Annotated in this window: 16 protein-coding genes; 9 read left to right on the forward strand and 7 right to left on the reverse strand. The window is 72.2% G+C overall.

Translation table 11 applies throughout. The annotated features are described in order from the left end of the window. Positions 1 to 60: 60 nt before the first annotated feature. Positions 61 to 2,913 carry a vitamin B12-dependent ribonucleotide reductase gene (locus ABZ374_RS20090; protein ID WP_360312814.1) on the forward strand — a complete coding sequence of 951 codons (2,853 nt, stop codon included), beginning with the start codon at positions 61 to 63 and terminating at the stop codon, positions 2,911 to 2,913. An 85-nt stretch (positions 2,914 to 2,998) separates the two neighbouring features. Here ABZ374_RS20090 and def read toward each other — a convergent pair whose 3' ends face one another. The 3 genes from def to ABZ374_RS20105 all read right to left on the reverse strand — a co-directional run bounded on the left by def (position 2,999) and on the right by ABZ374_RS20105 (position 6,053). After that, positions 2,999 to 3,676 carry a peptide deformylase gene (gene def, locus ABZ374_RS20095; RefSeq protein WP_360312816.1) on the reverse strand — a complete coding sequence of 226 codons (678 nt, stop codon included), beginning with the start codon at positions 3,674 to 3,676 and terminating at the stop codon, positions 2,999 to 3,001. 56 nt (positions 3,677 to 3,732) lie between these two features. Further along, positions 3,733 to 5,352, reverse strand: a complete 1,620-nt coding sequence (locus ABZ374_RS20100) for a hypothetical protein (protein ID WP_360312818.1) — start codon at positions 5,350 to 5,352, stop codon at positions 3,733 to 3,735. 155 nt (positions 5,353 to 5,507) lie between these two features. Then, on the reverse strand, positions 5,508 to 6,053 hold the full coding sequence (locus ABZ374_RS20105) for a hypothetical protein (protein WP_360312820.1): 546 nt from the start codon (positions 6,051 to 6,053) through the stop codon (positions 5,508 to 5,510). A 288-nt stretch (positions 6,054 to 6,341) separates the two neighbouring features. Between ABZ374_RS20105 and ABZ374_RS20110 the strand changes: the two genes are divergently transcribed. Continuing rightward, positions 6,342 to 6,935 (forward strand): TIGR00730 family Rossman fold protein, encoded by a 594-nt coding sequence (locus ABZ374_RS20110; protein ID WP_360312822.1) that lies wholly within the window; start codon positions 6,342 to 6,344, stop codon positions 6,933 to 6,935. A 63-nt stretch (positions 6,936 to 6,998) separates the two neighbouring features. Here the strand turns inward: ABZ374_RS20110 and ABZ374_RS20115 are convergent, their stop codons facing one another. Both ABZ374_RS20115 and ABZ374_RS20120 read right to left on the reverse strand, forming a co-directional pair. Beyond that, on the reverse strand, positions 6,999 to 8,600 hold the full coding sequence (locus ABZ374_RS20115) for a hypothetical protein (protein ID WP_360312824.1): 1,602 nt from the start codon (positions 8,598 to 8,600) through the stop codon (positions 6,999 to 7,001). Between the two features lie 82 nt (positions 8,601 to 8,682). After that, entirely contained in the window at positions 8,683 to 10,065 is a 1,383-nt protein-coding gene (locus ABZ374_RS20120; RefSeq protein ID WP_360312826.1) for an MFS transporter, read from the reverse strand. A gap of 120 nt (positions 10,066 to 10,185) precedes the next feature. On the opposite strand from ABZ374_RS20120, the gene ABZ374_RS20125 reads away from it, so the two are divergent. From ABZ374_RS20125 to ABZ374_RS20155, 7 genes are all read left to right on the forward strand, one after another. After that, the gene (locus ABZ374_RS20125) at positions 10,186 to 10,710 is read left to right on the forward strand and encodes a helix-turn-helix domain-containing protein (protein ID WP_360312828.1); all 525 of its coding nucleotides are present in this window, start codon (positions 10,186 to 10,188) and stop codon (positions 10,708 to 10,710) included. Positions 10,711 to 10,837: 127 nt separating this feature from the next. Continuing rightward, entirely contained in the window at positions 10,838 to 12,343 is a 1,506-nt protein-coding gene (locus tag ABZ374_RS20130) for a hypothetical protein (protein ID WP_360312830.1), read from the forward strand. Positions 12,344 to 12,613: 270 nt separating this feature from the next. Further along, complete coding sequence (locus tag ABZ374_RS20135) at positions 12,614 to 13,294, forward strand: ribonuclease HII (protein WP_360312962.1); 681 nt, start codon at positions 12,614 to 12,616, stop codon at positions 13,292 to 13,294. Between the two features lie 78 nt (positions 13,295 to 13,372). Beyond that, positions 13,373 to 14,275 carry a DUF2510 domain-containing protein gene (locus ABZ374_RS20140; protein WP_360312832.1) on the forward strand — a complete coding sequence of 301 codons (903 nt, stop codon included), beginning with the start codon at positions 13,373 to 13,375 and terminating at the stop codon, positions 14,273 to 14,275. Between the two features lie 163 nt (positions 14,276 to 14,438). Beyond that, positions 14,439 to 17,075, forward strand: coding sequence for a TerD family protein (locus ABZ374_RS20145; RefSeq protein ID WP_360312834.1), 2,637 nt, complete (start codon positions 14,439 to 14,441; stop codon positions 17,073 to 17,075). A 231-nt stretch (positions 17,076 to 17,306) separates the two neighbouring features. Beyond that, complete coding sequence (locus tag ABZ374_RS20150; protein ID WP_360312836.1) at positions 17,307 to 17,900, forward strand: hypothetical protein; 594 nt, start codon at positions 17,307 to 17,309, stop codon at positions 17,898 to 17,900. Positions 17,901 to 17,996: 96 nt separating this feature from the next. Further along, positions 17,997 to 18,365 (forward strand): hypothetical protein, encoded by a 369-nt coding sequence (locus ABZ374_RS20155; RefSeq protein ID WP_360312838.1) that lies wholly within the window; start codon positions 17,997 to 17,999, stop codon positions 18,363 to 18,365. A gap of 13 nt (positions 18,366 to 18,378) precedes the next feature. Here ABZ374_RS20155 and ABZ374_RS20160 read toward each other — a convergent pair whose 3' ends face one another. Together ABZ374_RS20160 and ABZ374_RS20165 are read right to left on the reverse strand one after the other, a co-directional pair. Further along, a complete protein-coding gene (locus ABZ374_RS20160; protein ID WP_360312840.1) occupies positions 18,379 to 19,041 on the reverse strand; it encodes a hypothetical protein in 663 nt (220 codons plus the stop codon). A gap of 200 nt (positions 19,042 to 19,241) precedes the next feature. Then, complete coding sequence (locus ABZ374_RS20165) at positions 19,242 to 21,389, reverse strand: RecQ family ATP-dependent DNA helicase (protein ID WP_360312842.1); 2,148 nt, start codon at positions 21,387 to 21,389, stop codon at positions 19,242 to 19,244. Between the last annotated feature and the right edge of the window lie 207 nt (positions 21,390 to 21,596).

The following is a 21,596-nucleotide window of genomic DNA, read 5'->3' on the forward strand; positions in this document are numbered from 1 at the left end:
GCGGGACATCCCCCGGGATGCTCCGGCCTGCCTACGGCGTTGTTCAAAAGAGGAGACGGCATGACAGAGACGACGAGCGGATCGGCACGCGGTTCCGGTCGGTCACGACCCGGCAAGGGCCTGCGGATCGAGCGCGTGTACACGACCCCCGGAGTCCACCCGTACGACGAGGTGGTCTGGGAGCGTCGTGACGTCGTCATGACCAACTGGCGTGACGGCTCGATCAACTTCGAGCAGCGCGGCGTCGAGTTCCCGGACTCCTGGTCGGTGAACGCGGTCAACATCGTCACGAGCAAGTACTTCCGCGGTGCGGTGGGCACGCCGCAGCGCGAGTCGAGCCTGAAGGAGCTGATCGACCGGGTCGTCAAGACCTACCGCAAGTCCGGTGAGGAGAACGGCTACTTCGCCGGCCCCGCCGACGCGGAGATCTTCGAGCACGAGCTGGCCTACGCCCTCCTGCACCAGATCTTCAGCTTCAACTCGCCGGTCTGGTTCAACGTGGGTACCGCGCAGAAGCAGCAGGTCAGCGCGTGCTTCATCCTGTCGGTCGACGACTCGATGGACTCGATCCTGGACTGGTACAAGGAAGAGGGGCTGATCTTCAAGGGCGGCTCCGGTGCCGGCCTGAACCTGTCCCGGATCCGCTCCAGCAAGGAACTGCTCCACTCCGGCGGCAACGCCTCGGGCCCGGTCTCCTTCATGCGCGGCGCGGACGCCTCGGCCGGGACCATCAAGTCGGGCGGCGCCACCCGCCGCGCGGCCAAGATGGTGGTTCTCGACGTCGATCACCCCGACATCGAGGACTTCATCGACACCAAGGTCAAGGAGGAGGAGAAGATCCGCGCGCTGCGCGACGCGGGCTTCGACATGGACCTCGGTGGCGCCGACATCGCGTCGGTGCAGTACCAGAACGCGAACAACTCGGTCCGGGTCTCGGACGAGTTCATGAACGCGGTCGAGCAGGGTCGCGACTTCGGGCTGCGCGCCCGACTCACCGGCGACGTGCTGGAAACGGTCGACGCCAAGGGCCTGTTCCGCAAGATGGCCGAGGCCGCGTGGGCGTGCGCCGACCCCGGCATCCAGTACGACGACGAGATCAACAAGTGGCACACGTGCCCGGAGTCGGGCCGGATCACCGCGTCCAACCCGTGCTCGGAGTACATGCACCTGGACAACTCGTCCTGCAACCTCGCGTCGCTGAACCTGATGAAGTTCCTGCGCGAGGACGACACCTTCGACGCGGTCAACTTCGCCAAGGTCGTCGAGCTGGTCATCACCGCGATGGACATCTCGATCTGCTTCGCCGACTTCCCGACCGAGAAGATCGGCGAGACCACCCGCGCGTTCCGTCAGCTCGGCATCGGCTACGCCAACCTGGGCGCGCTGCTGATGGCGACCGGCCACGCCTACGACAGCGACGGCGGCCGGGCCCTGGCCGGCGCGATCTCCTCGCTGATGACCGGCACCGCGTACAAGCGCTCCGCCGAACTGGCCGCCATCGTCGGCGCCTACGACGGCTACGCCCGCAACGCCGAGCCGCACAAGCGGGTGATGCGCCTGCACGCCGAGGCCAACGACGCCGGCAAGCGCATGGACGACCTGGACACCCCCGTGTGGGACCTGGCGACCAAGGCGTGGAAGGACGTCGTCAAGCTCGGCGACAAGAACGGCTTCCGCAACGCGCAGGCGTCGGTGCTGGCCCCGACCGGCACGATCGGCCTGATGATGGACTGCGACACCACCGGTGTCGAGCCCGACCTGGCGCTGGTGAAGTTCAAGAAGCTCGTCGGCGGCGGCTCGATGCAGATCGTCAACGGCACGGTCGGCCGGGCGCTGCGTCGGCTGGGCTACCAGCCCGAGCAGGTCGAGGCGATCATCGAGCACATCGCCGAGCACGGGCACGTGGTGAACGCGCCCGGTCTCAAGCTCGAGCACTACGAGGTGTTCGACTGCGCGATGGGTGAGCGCACCATCTCGCCGATGGGCCACGTGCGGATGATGGCGGCGATCCAGCCGTGGATCTCCGGCGCGATCTCCAAGACGGTCAACATGTCCGAGGACGCCACCGTCGAGGAGATCGAGGAGATCTACTTCCAGGGGTGGAAGCTCGGCATCAAGGCACTGGCGATCTACCGGGACAACTGCAAGGTCGGCCAGCCGCTCTCGGCCGGCAAGGGCGAGAACAAGGGCAAGGCGGACGACGGCAAGTCGGTCGTGGCGCCCGTGGTGGAGAAGGTCGTCGAGTACCGCCCGGTGCGCAAGCGCCTGCCCAAGGGTCGGCCCGGCATCACCACGTCGTTCTCGGTGGGTGGCGCCGAGGGCTACATGACCGCCAACTCCTACCCGGACGACGGCCTCGGCGAGGTCTTCCTGAAGATGTCCAAGCAGGGCTCGACCCTCGCGGGCATGATGGACGCCTTCTCGATCGCGGTCTCGGTCGGCCTGCAGTACGGCGTGCCGCTGGAGACCTACGTCTCCAAGTTCACCAACATGCGCTTCGAGCCGGCCGGTCTGACCGACGACCCGGACGTGCGGATGGCGCAGTCGATCGTCGACTACATCTTCCGTCGCCTGGCGCTGGACCACCTGCCGTTCGAGACCCGCTCGGCGTTGGGCATCCACTCCGCCGCGGAGCGCACCCGGCACCTGGAGACCGGCTCCTACGAGCCGGACGAGCCGGCCGCCGTCGAGGACATGCGCACGCTCGCGCAGTCCGCGCCGGTGGACGCCGCGCCCAAGGCCCCGGACCTCAAGCCGGTCCCGGCCGCCGTGCACTCCTCGACCGAGCTGCTGGAGGCCCGCCAGGGCCGCAGCGCGGACGCCCCGCTGTGCTTCTCCTGCGGGATCAAGATGCGCCCGGCCGGCAGTTGCTACGTGTGCGAGGGCTGCGGCTCGACCAGCGGTTGCAGCTGACCTTCGGGTCGGCGGCCGGAACGCCCGAAAGGGGCGGGGAACGGTATCCGTTCCCCGCCCCTTTCGGCGTCGGTGCCTTCGCGGGTCAGCCCGCGAGTTGCTTGGCCTTCGCGTCGCGCTTGGCGAAGACCTCGTCGCGCATCGACTCCATCTCCTTGAGCACGTTCTTGCGCTCGCGCTTGGAGAGGCGGTCGATGTAGAGGTAGCCGTTGAGGTGGTCGGTCTCGTGCTGGAGGCAGCGGGCGAAGTAGCCCTCGCCCTCGATCACCAGCGGGTTGCCGTCCTTGTCCACCCCGCGCGCGATCGCGCGGTCGGGGCGGGCCAGGTCCTCGTGTGGGCCGGGGACGGACAGGCAGCCCTCGCCCGCCTCCTCCAGGTGTCGCTCGGTCGCGGGCAGTTCGTCCAGGACCGGGTTGATCAGGTGGCCGACGTGACGGTGGCCGTCCTCGTCCACGCAGTCGTACACGAACAGCCGAATGCCGACGTCGACCTGGTTCGCGGCCAGGCCCACGCCGTCGGCGACGTACATGGTCAGGAACATGTCGTCGATCAGCGTGTTCAGCTCCTGGGTGCCGAACTCGGTGATCTCGGCGCACGGCCGGTGCAGGACGTCCTCGCCGACCACGGTGACGCGCAGGACCTTGCCGCGGGCGGCCTCGGGCGCCATGGCGGGGTACTCGTCCACCGGGCGGCCCATCACAAAGATCCGGCCTTCTTCGTGATCGTGGTGATCGTGGCTGGAGTGGTCGTGGTGCTCGGCCATCGGTTTGCTTTACCTTTCCACCAGGGCATGAACCCGAATCACCCTACCCGCACCGGTCAGGGCAGGACCGCCGATGCCTTGGCTGTGATGGTGACCTCGCCGGGCTCGGTGACGGTGATCTCGGTCCAACCGTCCTCGGTCTCGCCGATGCTCGTGTTGGGTTTGTCCGCGACGAACCAGCTCGTGCGGTGGATGCGCACGGTGAACGTGCCGGCCTGCTGGGCGAGCAGGGTGAAGCCGCTGGGGGTGATGTCCACGAGCTGGCCGGGGCCGTCCAGCAGCGGAACCGGGTCGGCCACCTCCCAGATCACCCAGTGCGGGTCGGACCACACCGGCACCAGCCAGTCGGCGCCGGCGCGCAGGATCTCCGCCTCGCGCTTGGCGGAGGGGTCCAGTGGCACGTCGGGCAGCGCGATGAAGCGCACCCCGGTCTCGCGCACCCAGGCGTGGTACTGCCCCTCGTCCAAGGTGGGGCCGTAGAGCACCGCGTTGTGCGCGCGGTCGAGCTGGCGCTCCCAGCCGCGGGCGAGCGGCATGTGCTCGGCGACGTAGACCGTCTCCCAGTGGCCGCGGGTGAACGGGATCTCGATCCGACCCACTGGCAGGTTGGCCCGCTCCAGGAAGTCGAGCATGCCGGTGTAGTAGGCCGAGTTCTTGCCGGTGCTGTCCTGGTTGTTGAACGCGACCGCCTTGCCGGCCGAGGAGAACTGCCAGGCCAGCAGCGGGATGGCGAGCAGCACCACCAGCCGCCGGCGGCCCAGCGAGAGCAGCACCACGGCCATCAGCGGGCCGGCACACAACTCGCCGAGCCGGGCCACGTTGCCGCCCACCGCGCTGGGGATCAGGAACAACACGGTGGAGGAGAGCGCGTACAACCACAGGAAGCGGCGCGCGCTGACCTCGGTGCGCGGGACCAGGGCCAGGCCCACGCCCGCGAAGCCCAGGATCGCGGCGAACCGCCACAGCGGGAAGGAGAAGTCGCCGCCGCCGGGGAAGGCCAGCGACATGACCAGGCCGATCACGGCCGGGGCGAGGCTGAACCGGGTCGCCCAGACCCGCTCGGCGGGCACCCAGGCGAGCGCGATCATCAGCAGGAACGCGGCGGCCAGCGGGCTGGCCAGGCCGCAGAACCCGGCCGCGACCGCGGCCCACGCGCGATGCCCGGAGCGGGCCGCCAGGATCGCCATCAGCCCGGCCGCCACGCCGAGCACGAAGGGGGTGCGGCCGATCAGGTATTCGATGCTGACTATCACCGCGAACCAGCAACTGCCGACCCGGCGGGCCAGGTTGCCGCGACCCAGGCGCAGGCGGGAGAACGCCCACGCGGCGGCGACACAGGAGATCGCGGTGAGCAGGCGGGTGCCGATCCCGCCGGCCAGGACCGGGGTGATCACGCTGTAGCCGGGCAGCAGGTGGCCGCCGTACCACTGGTTGTTCCACAACACCGCGCCGTGGTCGCGCACCAGCCAGGCACGGAAGATCTGCGCGGGCCAGTCGGCGCCGTTGATGCCCAGCACGGTCAGCAGGCCGACCAGGGCGAGGGTGATCAGGTACGGATGCTCCGCGACGGCGACCAGGACCCCGCGCAGGTGCCGTCGCCAGGTACGGCGGGCGGTGCCGCCCGCATCCGACTTTGGCTCCCCGAGGGGTATGCGGCCGTCCAGAACATGTGTCATGACGGCTTAGTTTTTCAGATCGGGGCCGACGTGGTGCAGGTGGGCACAGTGATGCGACACCGGATTGTCCGATGTATGGCGTGCCATGGCGCAATGTCCACCGTGGAATCACCGGTGCGGCGCGAAAAAATCCTTCGTTCGGATGAAACGGCGGTTCAGACCACGGGGCCGGATGGGGGCTCGGTCGGGTCATCCTCAGGGGGTGGCTCGGGCGGGTTGGGCAGCCCCGCACGGGCGCGCAGGTCGCGCGGGTCGCGCGGACCCTCGATCCGGCGGATCACCGAGAGCGCGGCGGTGTGGAACGCCTCCAGGAACGCCTGTGCGGTGGACGCCGGCCATTCGGCGCGCTGGACCGCGTGCATGTTGTGATCGGTGTCGCACCAGCACGCCACCTCGACGGTGGCGGTGACGCTGACGAACGGTCCGTCGAGCTGCCAGACGTCCAGCCCCAGTTCCAGCCAGTCGCCGTCGGCCTCGTAGAGCAGCAGCGCGGTGCCCAGGATGTGCGGGGACGGCTCGGGCTCGGGCTCGGGACTCAGCGGGTCGGGCTCGTTCCAGAACCAGCGCGCGGGATCGTCGAGAGAGCGGCGCAGATCGAGCGCTTGAGCGGCGGCGACCAGGCGTTCGCGGCCATGGTCGTCGAGATCGGGAAACAGCCGCTCGAACGGGATGTCCGAGGCAGGGCGCTCGGTGGCGGGCACGCGGGCATTCTGCCGTGGCGGGGGGTCTTCCCGTCAACGTCGGGTTGGGTGACCACCGTCGACGTTGGCCGAATTTGCCCTCGTATGCCGGGACTGTACCGCCGCCATATTGCGGGATAGGAGATTCATCGACTCGATGTGGCGGCGGTGCGATGCCCCGCCGTCGGCCGCACCGCGCCGGCCGCCGGCCCGGGGTCCGCGCCGGGTTCCGGGGGTGGGTTGGCAGACTTCGTACCGGACCGGTTCGACACGAACCACTTCGGTGGTCGGCAAGGCAGGGAGCCTGACATGCGGGTAGCGGTGTTCGCGGGATCGGCGTCGGGTGTCTCGCCCCGGTTCCGGGAGGCGGCGACCGAGTTGGGCCGCACCCTCGCGGAGGCCGGCGTCGGGATCGTCTACGGCGGCGGGCACGTGGGCCTGATGGGCGCCGTGGCCGACGCGTGTCTGGCCGGGGGCGGCGAGGTGATCGGGGTGATGCCGCGCTCGCTGGTGGACCGCGAGATCGCGCACCTGGGCCTGACCGAACTGCTGGTCACCGAGACGATGCACGAGCGCAAGGCGGCGATGGCCGACCAGGCGGACGCCTTCGTCGCGCTTCCGGGCGGCGCAGGCACCCTGGAGGAACTGTTCGAGGTGTGGACCTGGCAGCACCTGGCGATCCACACCAAGCCGGTCGCGGTCCTGGAGGTGGACGGCTTCTGGCAGCCGCTCCTGGACGCGCTGGACACGATGACCGCGAACGGCTTCCTCAAGCCGGGGCTGCGCTCGACCCTGCTGGTGGCCGGGGACGGCGCGGACCTGCTGGCCCAGGCGAAGGCATGGCGGCCGCCGGCGCCCAAGTGGGTGGGCGGGCTGGACCCGGCGGCGGCGCCGAAGCCGTGATCGGCGTGGGCCGGTCCGGGTGGACCGGCCCGCGGGAACGGGGCGCCGCCGCCGGGGGTCGCCCTACTTGTCGCCCTTGAACAGCTTCGCGTCGCGCGCGGACACCGTGACCAGTCCCGGCCGGTCGACGGTGATCTCGCTCCACTCGTCCTCGTTCGCCTTGATCACGATCTCGGGCCGGTCGGGGGTCACCCAGAAGGTCGGGTGGATCTTGACCACGAAGGTGCCCGCCGCCTGCGCGTAGAAGGAGAACTTGCTGGGCGTCAGCTCGACCAGCTCGCCCGGCCCGGCCACGATCGGGGTGGGATTCTCCACTTCCCAGATCTGCCAGTGCCCGTCCTTGTCCGCGTAGACCGGCTTGAGCCACGGAATGCCCTTGCGGATCAGGTCCGCCTCGGGCATCGCCGACTTGTCGATCGGGATGTCCGGCAGGGCGACGAAGCGCACCCCCGTGTCGTCGATCCAGTCCCGGTACTCGGCGACGGTCAGGTCCTTCTGGTAGAGCACCGCGTTGTAGTTGCGGTCGAGTTGCCGCTCCCAGCCGCGGGCCAGCGGCATCTTCTCGGCGACGAACACCGATTCCCAGTGGCCGCGCGTGAACGGGATCTCCACCCGGCCCAGCGGGTGGGTGTTGTTCTTCGCCAGGAAGTCGAGCATGCCCGCGTAGTACTGCGGCTTCTCGCCCGGCGAGTCCTTGATGTCGTGGGTGATGGCCAGCGCGGCGGACTGGAACTGCCAGACCAGCAACGGCAGGGCCAGCAGCACCACGAGTCGGCGTCGGCCGATCGAGAGCAGGACGACCGCCATCAGCGGACCGGCGGTGAGTTCGCCGAGCCGGGCCAGGTTGCCGCCGAGCGAGGTCGGCACGAAGAAGAAGATCACCGCGGTGGCCGCGTACAGCCACAGGAAGCGCCGGGCGCTCTGCTGTTCCTTGGGCAGTATCAGCAGGCCGACGGCGGCGAAGGCCAGGATCGGCAGGAACCGCCACCACGGGAACGGGAACATGCCCTCGTTGGGGAAGGCGAGCGCGGCGACCAGGCCGAGTGCGGCCGGGGCGAAGCACAGTCGGGTCGGCCAGACCCGCTCCCTGGGCACCCAGGCGAGCGCGACCAGCATCAGGAACGCACCGGAGAGCGGGCTGGAGAGCCCGCACAGCAGGGCGGCGAAGCCGGCCCACAGCGGGTGCCGGCGGCGGGCGGCCAGTATCGCCAGCATGCCCGCGGCGACACCGAGGGCGAACGGGGTGCGGCCGATCAGGTAGTCGACGCTGCACATCACCGCGAACCAACAGCTGCCCACCCGCCGGGCGAACTCGTTCCCGCCGACCCGGAGCTTGTCCCAGGCCCACGCGGAGGTCACGCACGAGATCGCGGTCAGCGTGGCGGTGCCGATCTTGGAGGCGATGACCGGCGCGAGGATGCTGTAGCCCGGCAGCAGGTGTCCGCCGTACCACTGGTTGTTCCACAGGTAGGTGCCGTGGTCGCGGATCAGCCAGGTGCGGAAGTACTGGGCCGGCCAGTCGGGGCCGTTCACGCCGGTGACGATGATCAGGCCGATCAGGCCGACGGTGATCAGGTACGGCCGCTCGACTATCGCGTTCGCGAGTGCCCGAAAACGACGGCGGCCCGCCGGCGCTGCGGGTCGGTCCGTCGCTGGGATTTGCACATCGCTCGTCACATGACCCGAGTTTTCCAGACGCGGGGCTCGGCGTCGCCGGCGGGTGTCCGACATGAATGGTTTTGTGGGTTTATTCGCTTTGACGAAGGCCGAGCGTGACGAGTGCGCCGAGTACGGCGAGGCCGGCGGCGACCAGGATCGCCAGGTCGATGCCACCCGCGTCGACCAGCGCGACCACCAGTGCCGCGCCGATCGAGGCGCCCATGTAACGCGCGGTGCTGTTGGCGCCGGAGCCCATGCTCGCCCGGTCGACCGGCACGCTCTCCACCGCGAGCCGGGCGAGCGCGGTGTTGACCAGGCCCACGCCGAAGCCGCCGACGAGCAGGCCGGGCACGGCGCGGGTCCACGAGTCGGCGGGGGTGAGCCCGTACAGACCCACGAAGCCTACGGCGGCGACGAGCAGGCCCGCGGCGAAGCGGTGCCGGGCGTCGGGCAGCACGTGCACCCGGCCGATCACGAAGGAGGTGATCGCCGCCGCGGCCGACCACAGTCCGAGCAGGAGGGCGGCGCCCAGCGCGCTCAGCCCCAGCGTGCCCTGGAAGACGGTGCCCAGATAGGCCGCGACGGCGATCACCGCGACGCCCACGATCAGCGCGCCGAAGGTGGCGGCGGCGAACGCGGGGCGGGCGAACATGCGCGGGTCGAGCATCGGCGCCCGGCCGCGCAGCGCGGTCGCGGCGTAGCCGGCGAGCAGGAGCACCGCGACGACCATCAGCGCGTCGACCACGGGCCGCTGCCACCCCTGCCGGCCCTCGATCAGTGCGGCGGTCAGTGCGATCAACCCGGGGCCCAGGGTCAGCGTGCCCCACACGTCCGGCCGGCGCGGGTGCTCGGCGCGCGACTCGGGCATCCGGCGGGCGACCGCGGCCACCGCGAGCGCGGCGCCGGCGGAGAACCAGTACGGCGCGGAGCGGTGCGCGAGCGCCAGTCCGGCGCCGAGCAGGGGGCCCACGACCATGCCCGCGCCGATCGAGGAGCCGTACGCGGCCATCGCCCGGCCGCGGGCGGGGCCCTGGTGGTTGTGCGCGAGCAGGCCCAGCCCGGCGGACATGATCGCGGCTCCGGCGACGCCCTGGAGCGCCCGGCCGACCACGTAGAGCGGCAGCGAGGGGGCCAGTGCGGTCAGCGCCGAGGACACCGCCAGGCCCAGCGCGCCCGCGGTGAAGACCCGGCGGCGGCCGAAGTCGTCGGCGAGGCTGCCGGTGATCAACAGGGCCGCGGACAGGCCCAGGCCGATGGCGCTGAGGATCCAGGCCGGGCCGCCGGGACCCGCGTGCAATTCGCGCACGGTGTCCGGGACGATCGCGATCGGCATCGTGTAGGTCGCCAGGAGCAACAGCGTGCCCAGGGCCACCACGGGGACGGTCGCGCCCGGGGGACCGGTGCCGGTTCCGGTGCCGGAATCGACCGGCCCGGGGGCGGTGCGTGGGGCGAGGGACGTGGTGACGGACATGGCTGTGCTCCCCGGTTCTCGAGTCCTGGCGAGTCGGTTCGGTGAATGAACCGATGCTGCCCGGAGAACCTAACACCTGAAGGTTCGGTGAATGAACCGACCCGGGGTTAAAGTGCTCGTATGGCTTTGGGCAAGGACTACGGGCAGCAGGACTGTGCGCTCGCCCGCACCCTCGAACTCGTCGGCGAGCGCTGGACGCTGCTGATCGTGCGGGACGCGTTCTACGGCGTCCGGCGCTACAGCGACTTCCTCGCCCACCTGGACATTCCGCGCGCCGTGTTGTCGGGCCGGCTACAGACCCTGGTCGAGGCGGACGTGCTCGAAAAGCGTCGCTACCAGGAGTCGCCGCCTCGGGAGGAGTACGTGCTCACCGAACGCGGCGTCGATCTGTGGCCGATCATCCGCAGCATGGCCCGGTGGGGCGAGAAGCACGTGCAGAACGGGGTGGCCTGCCGGCTCTACCGACACCACGGCTGCGGCGGGACGGTGGACCCGACCGGACTGTGCGCGGTCTGCGCGAGGGTCGTCGGCCCCGCCGAGACCGAGGTGGCCCCGGGGCCCGGCGCGAACATGCTGCAGCGCCAGGACGCGGTCACCCTGGCGATGCGCCGACCGCATCGACTGCTGGAGCCGCTGCTGCCCTGACCGGGCCCTGCTCGGCGGCCCCTCCGGCGACGGCCCGGCGGCCCGGACCGCGCGGGATCCCGCAGCGGCCGAGAGACAGGCCCTAGGGTCGACCTCGAACGGGTGAGTCACTGTGCGAGGGGGATCCATGGGCGCTGGGACGGGGCTGCGAGCACTTGCCGGAGTGCTGCTCCTGGGCGTGTTGTACGTCGTGCTCGCGCTGCCGCTCCTGTTCGTGGCGTTCGTGACCGGCGCGATCGTCGACCAGGGACGATTCTTCACCTCGGGCGCCGCCGTGTTGTGGGCAATGGGCGTGGTCGCGCTGGTCGCGTTGTTGCTCGAACTGACCGGACCGCGCCGGCTGCCCGCCGGGCTCGCCGTGGACGCCCGGGCGCAGCCGGTGTTGTGGGAACTGGTCCGGGATGTGGCCGCCGATCTGCGGGTGCCGGTGCCCGACGGGATCGTGCTCACCGGCGGGGTCGGCTGCGAGTTGCGGGTGGTCCGCCGCCCCGGGACCTGGCTGCACCACCATCTGGTGCTGGGCGCCGCGCTGCCGCACGTGCTGACCGGTCGGCGGTTGCGGGTGGCGATCGCGCACGCGCTCGGCCACGGCCGCCGCCGTCGACCGCCGCTCGCGGACCGGATCAGCTGTCATGGCGTGGACGCGGTGGTCGGGCTGGCCGAGGCGCTGGCCGACCACGGCGGCGCGGGTCGGGCGGCGGCGGGCTACGCGGCGTTCTACCGGCGGGTGACCGCCCCCGTGGTCGACTTCGAGGAGCGCGCCGCCGACCGGGCCGCGGCTCGTGCCTACGGCACCGACGCGGTGGCGGACGCGCTGGGCGAGCTGGCGCGGGTGCGGGCGGACTGGGCCCGGTTCCGGGACGACGTGCTGACCCCGGGCATCGAGGCGGGCTGCGTGCCGAGCGATCCGATCGCCGGCTTCCTGGCCTTCCGGGAGTCGCGGGCCGCGTGGGGCGACGACGAGGCCGGGCCGGAGCAGGCGATCGCGGTCCGGGTCGAGCGGCTCCTGGAGCGGCCCCTGGACGGGCGGGACAGCCCCGGTGGCGCCGACCTGGCCGGCGGTTCGCTGCTGGTCGAACCGCCCCGGCTGCTTGCCCACGTGCATCCGTACCTGCTGGCCACCGACGACGACGGACACCTGGACCGGCGCGGGTTCACGGGGCTGGACGGCCTGGTGAAGCTGCCCGAGGAGGCGTTCCTGGAGCACCTGGTCGGCTTCACCCGGGCCCGCCGGGCCGCGGCGCTGGGGATCTCCGCGCGGCGGGCGGGCGTGGAGTATCCGGTGACCCTGGGCGGGGTGCTGGCGCTGTTGGTCGAGGGTCGGGGCGCGGAACTGGTCGCCCGGCACGGCCCGGACACCACCGGGGCGTTGGCCGCCCTGCTGGGTGGGGCGTGGGTGGAGTCCGGGCGCGGCCGGTTGCGGCCGACCTGGGCCGGCGGTGGGACGGTCACCGACCATCTCGGCGTCGAACCGGACCTGATCGCCTGGGCCGACGCCGCGTTGGCCGGCGCGCCCGGCGCCCGGGCGCTGCGCGAGCGGTTGACCGAGGCGGGCGTGTCCACCCACTTCGAGCCCAGGCCGCCGGTGTCGATCGCCGACGGGGGACGGGAGACGGTGGTCGGACACCGCTGATCGGTGACCTACGGTGGTGGGGTGAAGCAGCCGAACACCGAGCAGGCGGGCGGTCCCGGGATCGAGCCCGAGCGAGCCGCCGCAGCGCCGACCACCGTCCGCAGGGCCGCGGCGGGCCGGACGGTCGCCGTGCCGGATTCCGGTGGCGCGAGCGCGGCGAAGAAGGCCGTCGCCGGGAGGGCCGTCGCGAAGAAGGCGGTCGCGAAGAAGGTCGCCGGCCGCAAGGTCGCCGCCGAGAAGGTCGTCGCGCCGCGCAGGCCCGCCGCTCGGATCGCCCCGCCCAGCTACGACGTCGAGCGCGAACTCATCGCCGGCGGCGCCCGGGTGGTCGCCGGAGTCGACGAGGTCGGACGCGGCGCCTGGGCCGGCCCCGTGCTGGTGGCGGCGGCGATCACCGACCTGTCGGTGCCGCCCACCGGGCTCACCGACTCCAAGCTGCTCACCGCGGCCCGCCGCGAGGAGGTCGCCGCCGCGGTCGCCCCGTGGGTGCGCGCATACGCGTTCGGGTCGGCCTCGCCCGAGGAGATCGACACCCTCGGGATGACCGCCGCACTGCGCCTGTCCGCCGAACGCGCGCTGGGCGCACTGCCGGTGCGCCCCGACGCGATCGTGCTGGACGGCAAGCACGACTTCCTCGGCACACCGTGGACCGTGCGCTGCGTGATCAAGGGCGACCAGTCCTGCATCGGCGTGGCGGCGGCCTCGGTGTTGGCCAAGGTGCACCGCGACGCGCTGATGGCCGAGATCGGCGTGGCGTTCCCGGCGTACGGCTTCGCCGGGAACGCCGGCTACCCGGCCCCGGTGCATCGCGCGGCGCTGGCCGAGTACGGGCCCACGCCGCACCATCGCATGTCCTGGGCGTACTGGGACGACCTGCCCGCGTGGCGCCACCTCAAGCGACCCCGCGTCGAGCCGGTCACCGACGGGCAACTCGGCTTCGACCTGGGCTGATCGACGTCGGTTTCCGAACGGTCACGTTTGCCCGGGGGCGCTCGTGCGCCGCCCGCGGCCGGTTGTAGCGTCACGCGGGTGACTGCCTCGATTCCTCCCGGCTGGTACGAAGACCCCTCCGCGCCCGGTTCCGAGCGCTGGTGGGACGGCGCCCAGTGGACCGCGTCGACCCGGGCCCGCGGGCAGGGCGAGATCCCGCCGCCGCCGATGGGCGCGCCGCCGGGTGCGGGGCAACTCGGCTACCCCCAGGGCGGGTATCCCGGCGGCTATCAGCCGGTCGGCCCGCCGGGCGGCGCCCCCCGACCCGGTCGCGGCAAGGCGATCGGCCTGGGCGTGCTCGCGCTGGCGGTGGTCGGCGGCATCGTCGCCACCCTGATCGTCGTCCTGGGCGGGGACGGCGGCGGCGGGAAGTCGGTGGCCACCGAGGGCACGCTCACCGACCCGACCACCGGTCTGACCGTGCCCAGGTTCAAGGGCTGGGTCGTCCCCGACCCCGACTCGCCCGCCGAACAGGCGGTGGAGCGCCCGTGCCCGAGCACGTCCTCGACCCGCTCCACCGGCGGCGGGGCCGAGACCGTGCTCCAGGCGGAGCGCAAGTGCTACCGCGCCGGCCTGTCGTTGGAGACCGAGAAGGCCGACTCCTTCGACGAGTTGGTCGCCGGGCTCAAGAAGGACATCGCCGGCACCAAGGGCAAGGTCAAGGTCGACAGCACCGAGTTGGACAAGGCGATCACGGTGGACGGCCGCCGGGGCCACGTGTTGCGGGTCAAGGTCAAGGGCAAGCCCGAGGATCTGCGCATGGACTCGGACACCGCCTGGGCGCAGGTGGTGGCGATCGACGAGAAGAACGCCGACGGCGAATACCCGTGCGTGCTGGTCAAGCTGGAGATCTCCGCGTCGGCGCCGGACAAGTCGACCCTGGACACCGTGCTCAAGGGCATCAAGGTGGGCACCCCGCACCCCTCGGAGAGCACGTCTTGACCCTGCGTCATATCCGACGGGACATTGCCGACGGTACGGTACGCCCGATCGGTCGCGCCGTACCCCGCACCGGTCGCGAGCGCGTACCGTGGACGCGCGCCGCAGGTCGGGCTTGCCGGGATGCGACTGAAGGAGGCCGCATCGGGCACATCATCATTGGGGGGTGACTGTGCGCATCGGTGATCGCCTCGAATGCCCCGGCTACTCGGTGGTGGCCGTGGAGACGACGGGATTGTCCCCACATCGACATCGCATCATCGAGATCGCGGTGGCCCAATGCGATCTCGACGGACGAGTGACCGAGTTCTTCACGACCCTGATCGACCCGCAGGGTCCCGCCGGCGACTTCCAGGCCCACGGGCTGTTCGACGACGACGTGGTGAACGCTCCGACGTTCGCCGAGGTCGCGCCGTGGCTGGCTCACCTGTTCCGGCAACGGGTGGTGGTCGCGCACAACGCGCGCTTCGACATCGGCTTCGTCGAGCGCGAGTTCCAGCGTCGCGGTCGACCCACCGTGCCGCCGCTGACCACGCTGTGCACGATGCGCGAGGCGCCGCACCACCTGCCCGAGGCGCCGCGCTTCACCCTGCTCGCGTGCTGCGAGGCGGCCGAGGTGCCGGTGGACGGGGGGCACGGCGCGGCGGCCAAGGCGATGGGCACCGCACGGCTTTTGGAGCACTACCTGCGCCAGGGCGCGGGCGAGGCCCGGCACTGGCAACAGGCCCGGACGGTGGCGGCCTCGCTGAACTGGCCGCGTCGCAACGCCGAGGTGTCGCGGACGTTCACCCGCGACGACGCGCACACGGCCCGGCGGGCGCGCGAGGAGGCCGAGCAGGTGCGCCGCCGGGACGCGGTGTCGTACCTGGAGAAGGCGCGGGCGTACGGCCCGCCCACCGGCGTGGGCGAGGGCCCGGACAGCTACCTGGCGGTGCTCGACGCGGCCCTGGAGGACCGGGTGATCACCCCGCAGGAGGCCATCGATCTGGCCGAACTCGCGGTGTCCCTGGGCATTTCCGAGACACAGCGCAAGGACCTGGACCGGCTGTACGTGACCGCGCTGGCCGCTTCCATGGTCACGGCCGGGCCGGTCGACCGCGAGGAGCGGGCCGACCTGACCCGGGTCGCCGCGCAACTGGGCATCCCGCGCACCGCGTTGGACGAGATCGTCGGCATGGCCCGCTCCACGGTCGAGCAGGGGCACGGCGGGCCGCGGATCCTGGCCCGGGGGCGTCCGCTGGAATCGGGCCTGCACGTGCTCTTCCACGGCTATCTCGCGGTCACCCGAGGCGAGTTGGAGCGCCGGATGGCCCGCGCGGACCTGTCCGTGGCGTCCGGGATCCACGATCGGGTGGACGTGCTCGTGGTGGCCGACCCGGACGAATCCGCCGATCGCACCTACTGGGCCCGCCAGCGCGGCATCCGGGTGCTGATCGAACCGGTCTTCCTGGCGCTGCTCGCCGACCTGGAACGCGGGCGCAGCAGCGCGGCCGACGCGGCCTCCCAGGTGGCCGCCGCCTCGCTCGCCCACGCCGTGCCCGGGGCACCGCGCACCACGAGCGGCTTCCTGCTGCCCCGGCCGGGCGCCGTGGTGCCGGCCGCCGCCGGATCCTTCGCCCCGAGCCCCTACCGGCCCTACGACACGCCCGTGGACGGCGTCTCGGAGGTGTTGCCGACCGAGGCGTTCGAGTCGACCGAGGCGTTCGCTCCGACCGAATCCTTCGGTCCGGCCGAATCCTTCGCGCCGACCGAGGCGTTCGAGGTCACCGAGGCGCAGACCGCGCCGGCCACCCCGGTGTCCGGGTCCGCGTCCGCCACCACGCCGGCGCCGGTACCGGGCACCGGCGTCACGCTGCCGAGCATCCCGCCGCCGCCGACCGCCTCCGATCTGCCGGTGGCATCGGGTTCCTCGGCCGCCGAGGTGCTCCAGGCCACCGTCCCGGACGTGCTTCCGCCGCCGCCGGAGGTGCCGGCGACGCACGACACCCAGCCGACCACGCCACCGCCCGTACCGGGCCCGGAGACGCCGCCGCAGCCGATGCCGGCGGTCCCCGCGGGGACGCCGACGGCCGGCGGGTCCCAGGCGTCGGCCGCGGTCGTGCCGCCCCGCCCGACGGACGCGCCACCGCCGGCCGTGCCGCCCCGACCCGCCGAAGCGCCGCGGACGGACGTGTCACCGGTCGAGGTGCCACCGGCCGACGCCCCGCCGGTCGTCGTGCCGCCCCGACCGGCGGACGCGCCGCCGCGGGCGCTCACCCGCGGCCAGGCCGTCACGATCGAGGACCTGGGCCCGTTCGCGGGCACGGTGCGGATCGAGGCGGCGTGGTGGGCCCCGGGCCAGGCGGACGGCGACACGGTGGCCCTGGTCCTGGACGACGACCGCCGAGTGGGTGACGACGGCGACCTGGTGTTCTTCAACCAACCGGTACACGCCAGCGGCGCCGTCCGGTTGGCCGGCAAGTTGCAGACCGGTACCACCAACGACGTGGAACCGGGCTCGGATTCGGTCGAGATCGACGTCACCACGCTGCCTCCGGGCCGCAGTCGGGTCCTGGTCGCGCTCGCCCTGGACGCCACGAGTGGCACCACCTTCGCCCAGGTACCGGTGACCGTCGGTATCGTCGACCCTGTGACCTGCCGCCGACTCGCCGAATTCCGGTTGAGCGGAGGCGATGAGACCGTCATGATCCTGGCCGAGGTCTATCGGCGCGGCGACTCCTGGCGCCTGCGTTCGGTCGGTCAGGGCTATGCGGAGGGCCTGGCAGCTTTGGTGATCGAGCACGGGGTGGTGGTGGACGATTGATCCGGCCGAGCTGACGGGGCATCGTAGGATGCGCCGTCGTATGCCCGGGCCACACCCCAGGGGCACCCTGGGTGGGCACGCCCCGCGCGGCTTTGATAGGACTGCCACCATGCCGCGCGTGTTCTCCGGGGAACGGGACTCCACCGATCCCTCCCCGCGTCTCCTCACCGCCGGGCATCCCGGTACCGCCACGAACGAACCGAGCCTTCCCCAGACATGACTGTGAATCCGGTGACTGCCGAAAACACCGCGGACTCGACGTCCGCACCCGAAACCCCGTCCGTACCGCGCCCGTCCGGCGCGGTGCCCAAGCCCGGACCCCGACCGGGCCCGAAGCCGGGCCCGCCCAAGCCCGCAGTACCGCGTCAGGCGACCTCGGCCGGGGGTACCGCCCCGGCGAAGCCGGGCAAGCCCGGCAAGCCCGCTCCGGCCGCGTCGGCCGCGCCGCGGGTCACCCTGATCCCGGCGACCGAGGAGAACGTCTTCGACGCCGCGGACGACGCGGTGGACGCGCTCCTGGAGGCGGGCACCGAGCCCGGCTCGATCCTGGTGCTGACCACGGGTGGACCGCACCCGTGGCAGCAGCACGAGGAGACGTTCGGCGCCGCGCAGTACTGGCGTCAGTACGACGAGGGCAAGGACGTCTTCTACGCGTCGCTGCCCGCCTCGCGCCCGTTGCGCCGGGCCGCGGTCGTGGTCGTGGTCAACGGATTCGCCGAGCGGGACTCCGCCGCGCAGATCCTGACCGCGGCACTGACCGCCGGGGCGTCGGTGACGGTCTGCGGCGACATCGAGCTGGTGCGCGCGCTCACCGGTGTCGCATAGCACGTCGTAGCACGCAGGGGGCCCGCTCGTATCCGGTCCGATCGAACTCGGGCCCCCTGCCCCGCGAACCCCGAAGGTCGGCTACGGTTCGTTGCCATGTCGGAATCGCCGTCGATCGCACAGCTCCTTGACCGGTTCCTCAGCGACCAGGAGGACCGGCTGAAAATACAGCAGTACCGGGCCTGCAGCACCGTCATAGACATGTTGTCGGGCTATCTCAACCGGTACGCCTACATCACCCTGATCGGGGCCGAACGCCAGGAATGGGACCGGGCCTTCTCGGCCGGTGACGACCGGGCGTTCTGCAACGTGTTCGGGGTGCGCAAGTTGATCGCCGGGATCAAGCCGTTCCACGCGCAACATCTGCGTACGCGGTTGCAGAGCCCGGAGCTCGTTCAGGACCACGCGTTGACGGTCACGACCGATCTGGTCGATTGGCTCGCAGAGCGCGGTCTCACCGCCTGATCCAAAGCGTTCGTCAGGACGCGGAAGGTCGTACCAGGGGAGTGGGCCCCGTCTCCGGCAGGTAACGCACCTGCGGCAGTTCAGTCGCGGGTCGGGCCGGGGCGATGCCCGCTGCCCTGATCGGCCTGCTGCCGCCGGGACCGCCGCCGCGGCCCGGGCGCAGCGCCGGGGTGCGCCCGGAGCGGCCGTCGGCGATCAACTGCCAGCCGTCCTGGGAGACGACGGCGACCGCGCCGCAGCGCAGCCCGTGCAGCACGCACGCGTCGTGCAGCCCCCACATCCAGCGGCCGTCGTCCGCTTCCCACTCGCGCGTGCCCGCCCGGTGGATCACCAGCACCGTGGTGTGGGTCGGGGTGGTGCGCCGCAGGTCGTCCGGGACGATCAGGCGCAGGTTCGCCAGGATCAGGTTGCGGCATCGCCAGCCGTCGGTGCGGCCCTCGCCGAAGCCGAAGGAGGCGCTGGCCACCGGGCGTTCGGAACGATCCAGCACGCCGACCACGGCCGTGCGGGCGACCGGTTGGTGCAGGTCGTACAGCCGTTTGATCAGCGCGCGCGGGTCGCGCAGCAACGGAATCCCATGGGTGCGCCAGGATTCCGGGTCCAGCCAGCGGGAGGGACTGGCCGTGGGCGCGCCGTGGCGAGTCGGCGCAGTGGAGGCGGTGGTGGCGATGTGCACGGTCCTCCTTCCGTCCGAAGCGGACAGCGGCGCACGCTCCGACTACGGGCGGCTCGCGGCGGAGCGGCGCCGGATGGGCCCGCACGGGAATGTGAAGAGAACGCCTTGTCGATTCTTGCCTGACGCCTGCAAACTCGGCAACACGTAAGTGTGAGCGTTCGGTACGTCCGCGTGACGACGCGGGGGCGACCCGGCGTCGGTCACCCCTCCATCGTGAGCACCAGGGGCAACACTTCGCGAGCACCGGCCCGGCGCAGCAGGCGGGCCACCACGGTGAGCGTCCACCCGGTGTCGGTGCGGTCGTCGACGAGCAGGATCGGCGCGTCCAGGGCGGCGACCCGCTCGACCAGTGGGTCGGGCAGCACGAAGGCGTCGGCGATCGAGCGCAGCCGCTGTGCGCTGTTGCTGCGCGGCGCCGGACCGCCCGCGCCGGGTGTGTACTCGACGCGGCCCAGCCAGGGGAGTCGGCCGATCGAGGCCAGCCGCTCGCCGAGGCTGTCGATCAGCGCGCCGCGCGTGTGCGAGGCGATCGTCACCACGCCGCCGGGGCGGTTGGGCCAGCCCCAGTTGGCCAGGACCTGGACGACGGCGTCGAACGCGGCGTCCGGGATCGGCCCGTCGGGCCTGCCGGGGGCCAGGATCGGGCGCAGCCGGTTGCCCCATCCGATGTCCGAGGAGCGGCCCAGCGCCCGGCCGACGGCGGCCTGTTCGCCTTCGGGGATGCGGCCCTTGAGCTCGACGCCGGCCACCGCCATGCCGGTGGGCCACATCCGGCGCGGCTCCACCTCCACCCCCGGCCGGCCCAACGCCGCGCGCGCCGCCTCGCGCGAGGCGGGATCCACCCGCGCGTCGTGGCGCGGGCCCGCGCACGCGTCGCAGCGCCCGCACGGGGCGGCCTCCGGGTCGTCCAGGCAGCGACGCAGGAACTGCATGCGGCAGGTGCCGTCGGCCTGGTAGTCGCGCATCGACTGCTGCTCGTGCTCGCGAGCCGCGGCCACCCGCGCGTAGCGCTCGGCGTCGTACTCCCAGGGGCGGCCGGTCGCGGTCCAGCCGCCGCGCACCCGCTTGACCGCGCCGTCCACGTCGAGCACCTTGAGCATCAGCTCCAGGCGGTTGCGGCGCAGGTCCACGAGCGGCTCCAGGGCCTGGGTGGACAGCGGGCGCCCGGCGCCCGCCAGCGCGGCCAGGGTGCGCTCGACCTGTTCGCGGGCGGGGAAGCCCAACGAGCCGAAGTAGCGCCAGATCGCCTCGTCCTCGCGCCCGGGCAGCAGCAGCACGTCGGCCCGGTCGACGGCCCGCCCGGCCCGGCCGATCTGTTGGTAGTAGGCGATCGGCGACTGCGGGGCGCCCAGGTGCACGACGAAGCCCAAGTCGCCCTTGTCGAAGCCCATGCCCAGCGCCGACGTGGCCACGAGCGCCTTGACCCGGTTGGCCAGCAGGTCGGCCTCGGCGACCCGGCGCTCGGCGTCCTCGGTGCGGCCCGAGTAGGACGCGACGGCGTGCCCGCGCGAGCGCAGGAACGCGGTGACCTCCTCGGCCGCGGCGACGGTCAGCGTGTAGACGATGCCCGAGCCCGGCAGCTCGGGCAGGTGGGTGTCCAGCCAGGCCAGCCGGTCGACCGCGTCGGGCAGCCGCAGTACGCCCAGCGACAGGCTCTCCCGGTCCAGGGTGCCGCGCAGCACCAGCGCGTCGCCGGCCGGGTCGAGCTGCTCGGCCACGTCGGCGCTCACCCGCGCGTTCGCGGTCGCGGTGGTGGCCAGGACCGGGACGCCGGCCGGCAGTTCCTCCAGGAGGGTGCGCAGCCGGCGGTAGTCGGGCCGGAAGTCGTGCCCCCAGTCGGACACGCAGTGCGCCTCGTCGACCACCAGCAGGCCGGTGGTGGCGGCCAGCTTGGGCAGCACGTTGTCCCGGAAGTCGGGGTTGTTCAGCCGCTCGGGGCTGACCAGGAGCACGTCCACGGAGCCCTCGGCCACCTCGGCCTGGACCGCGTCCCAGTCGTCGACGTTGGCCGAGTTGATGGTGCGGGCCCGGATCCCGGCGCGGGCGGCGGCGTCGACCTGGTTGCGCATCAGGGCCAGCAGCGGCGAGACGATCACGGTGGGCCCCGCCCCGCGCTCGCGCAGCAGTGCGGTGGCCACGAAGTAGACCGCGGACTTGCCCCAGCCGGTGCGCTGTACCACCAGGACCCGGCGACGGTCGGCGACCAGCGCCTCGACCGCGCGCCACTGGTCCTCGCGCAGCCGCGCGTCGCCCCCGGCCAGGTCCCGCAGCACGGCGTCGGCGCGGGTGCGCAGGTCCGTCGTGGGGGCGCGGTGGGCGGCGGGAGTGGTGGCGCGGTCCTCGGTCATGCCTCCCTTTGTAGTCGCCGCCGGCGACATTGCGAAAAGGAGGTCCGGGTGGTTTGTGGACAAACGTGTCGGCTTCGCGGGGTGCGCCGACGCGTCCGGGGTGGGGGGCGCCCGCCTCGGGTGGGCGCCCGGCCGATCGACGCGGAGGTGATCGAACGAGTTGTCGAGGTACGCGTCAACAAGAGCCGAGTTGTGCACAGGTCGCCC

It is taken from the genome of Embleya sp. NPDC005971 (assembly GCF_040629175.1).
In the GTDB taxonomy this organism is placed as follows: Bacteria; Actinomycetota; Actinomycetes; order Streptomycetales; family Streptomycetaceae; genus Embleya.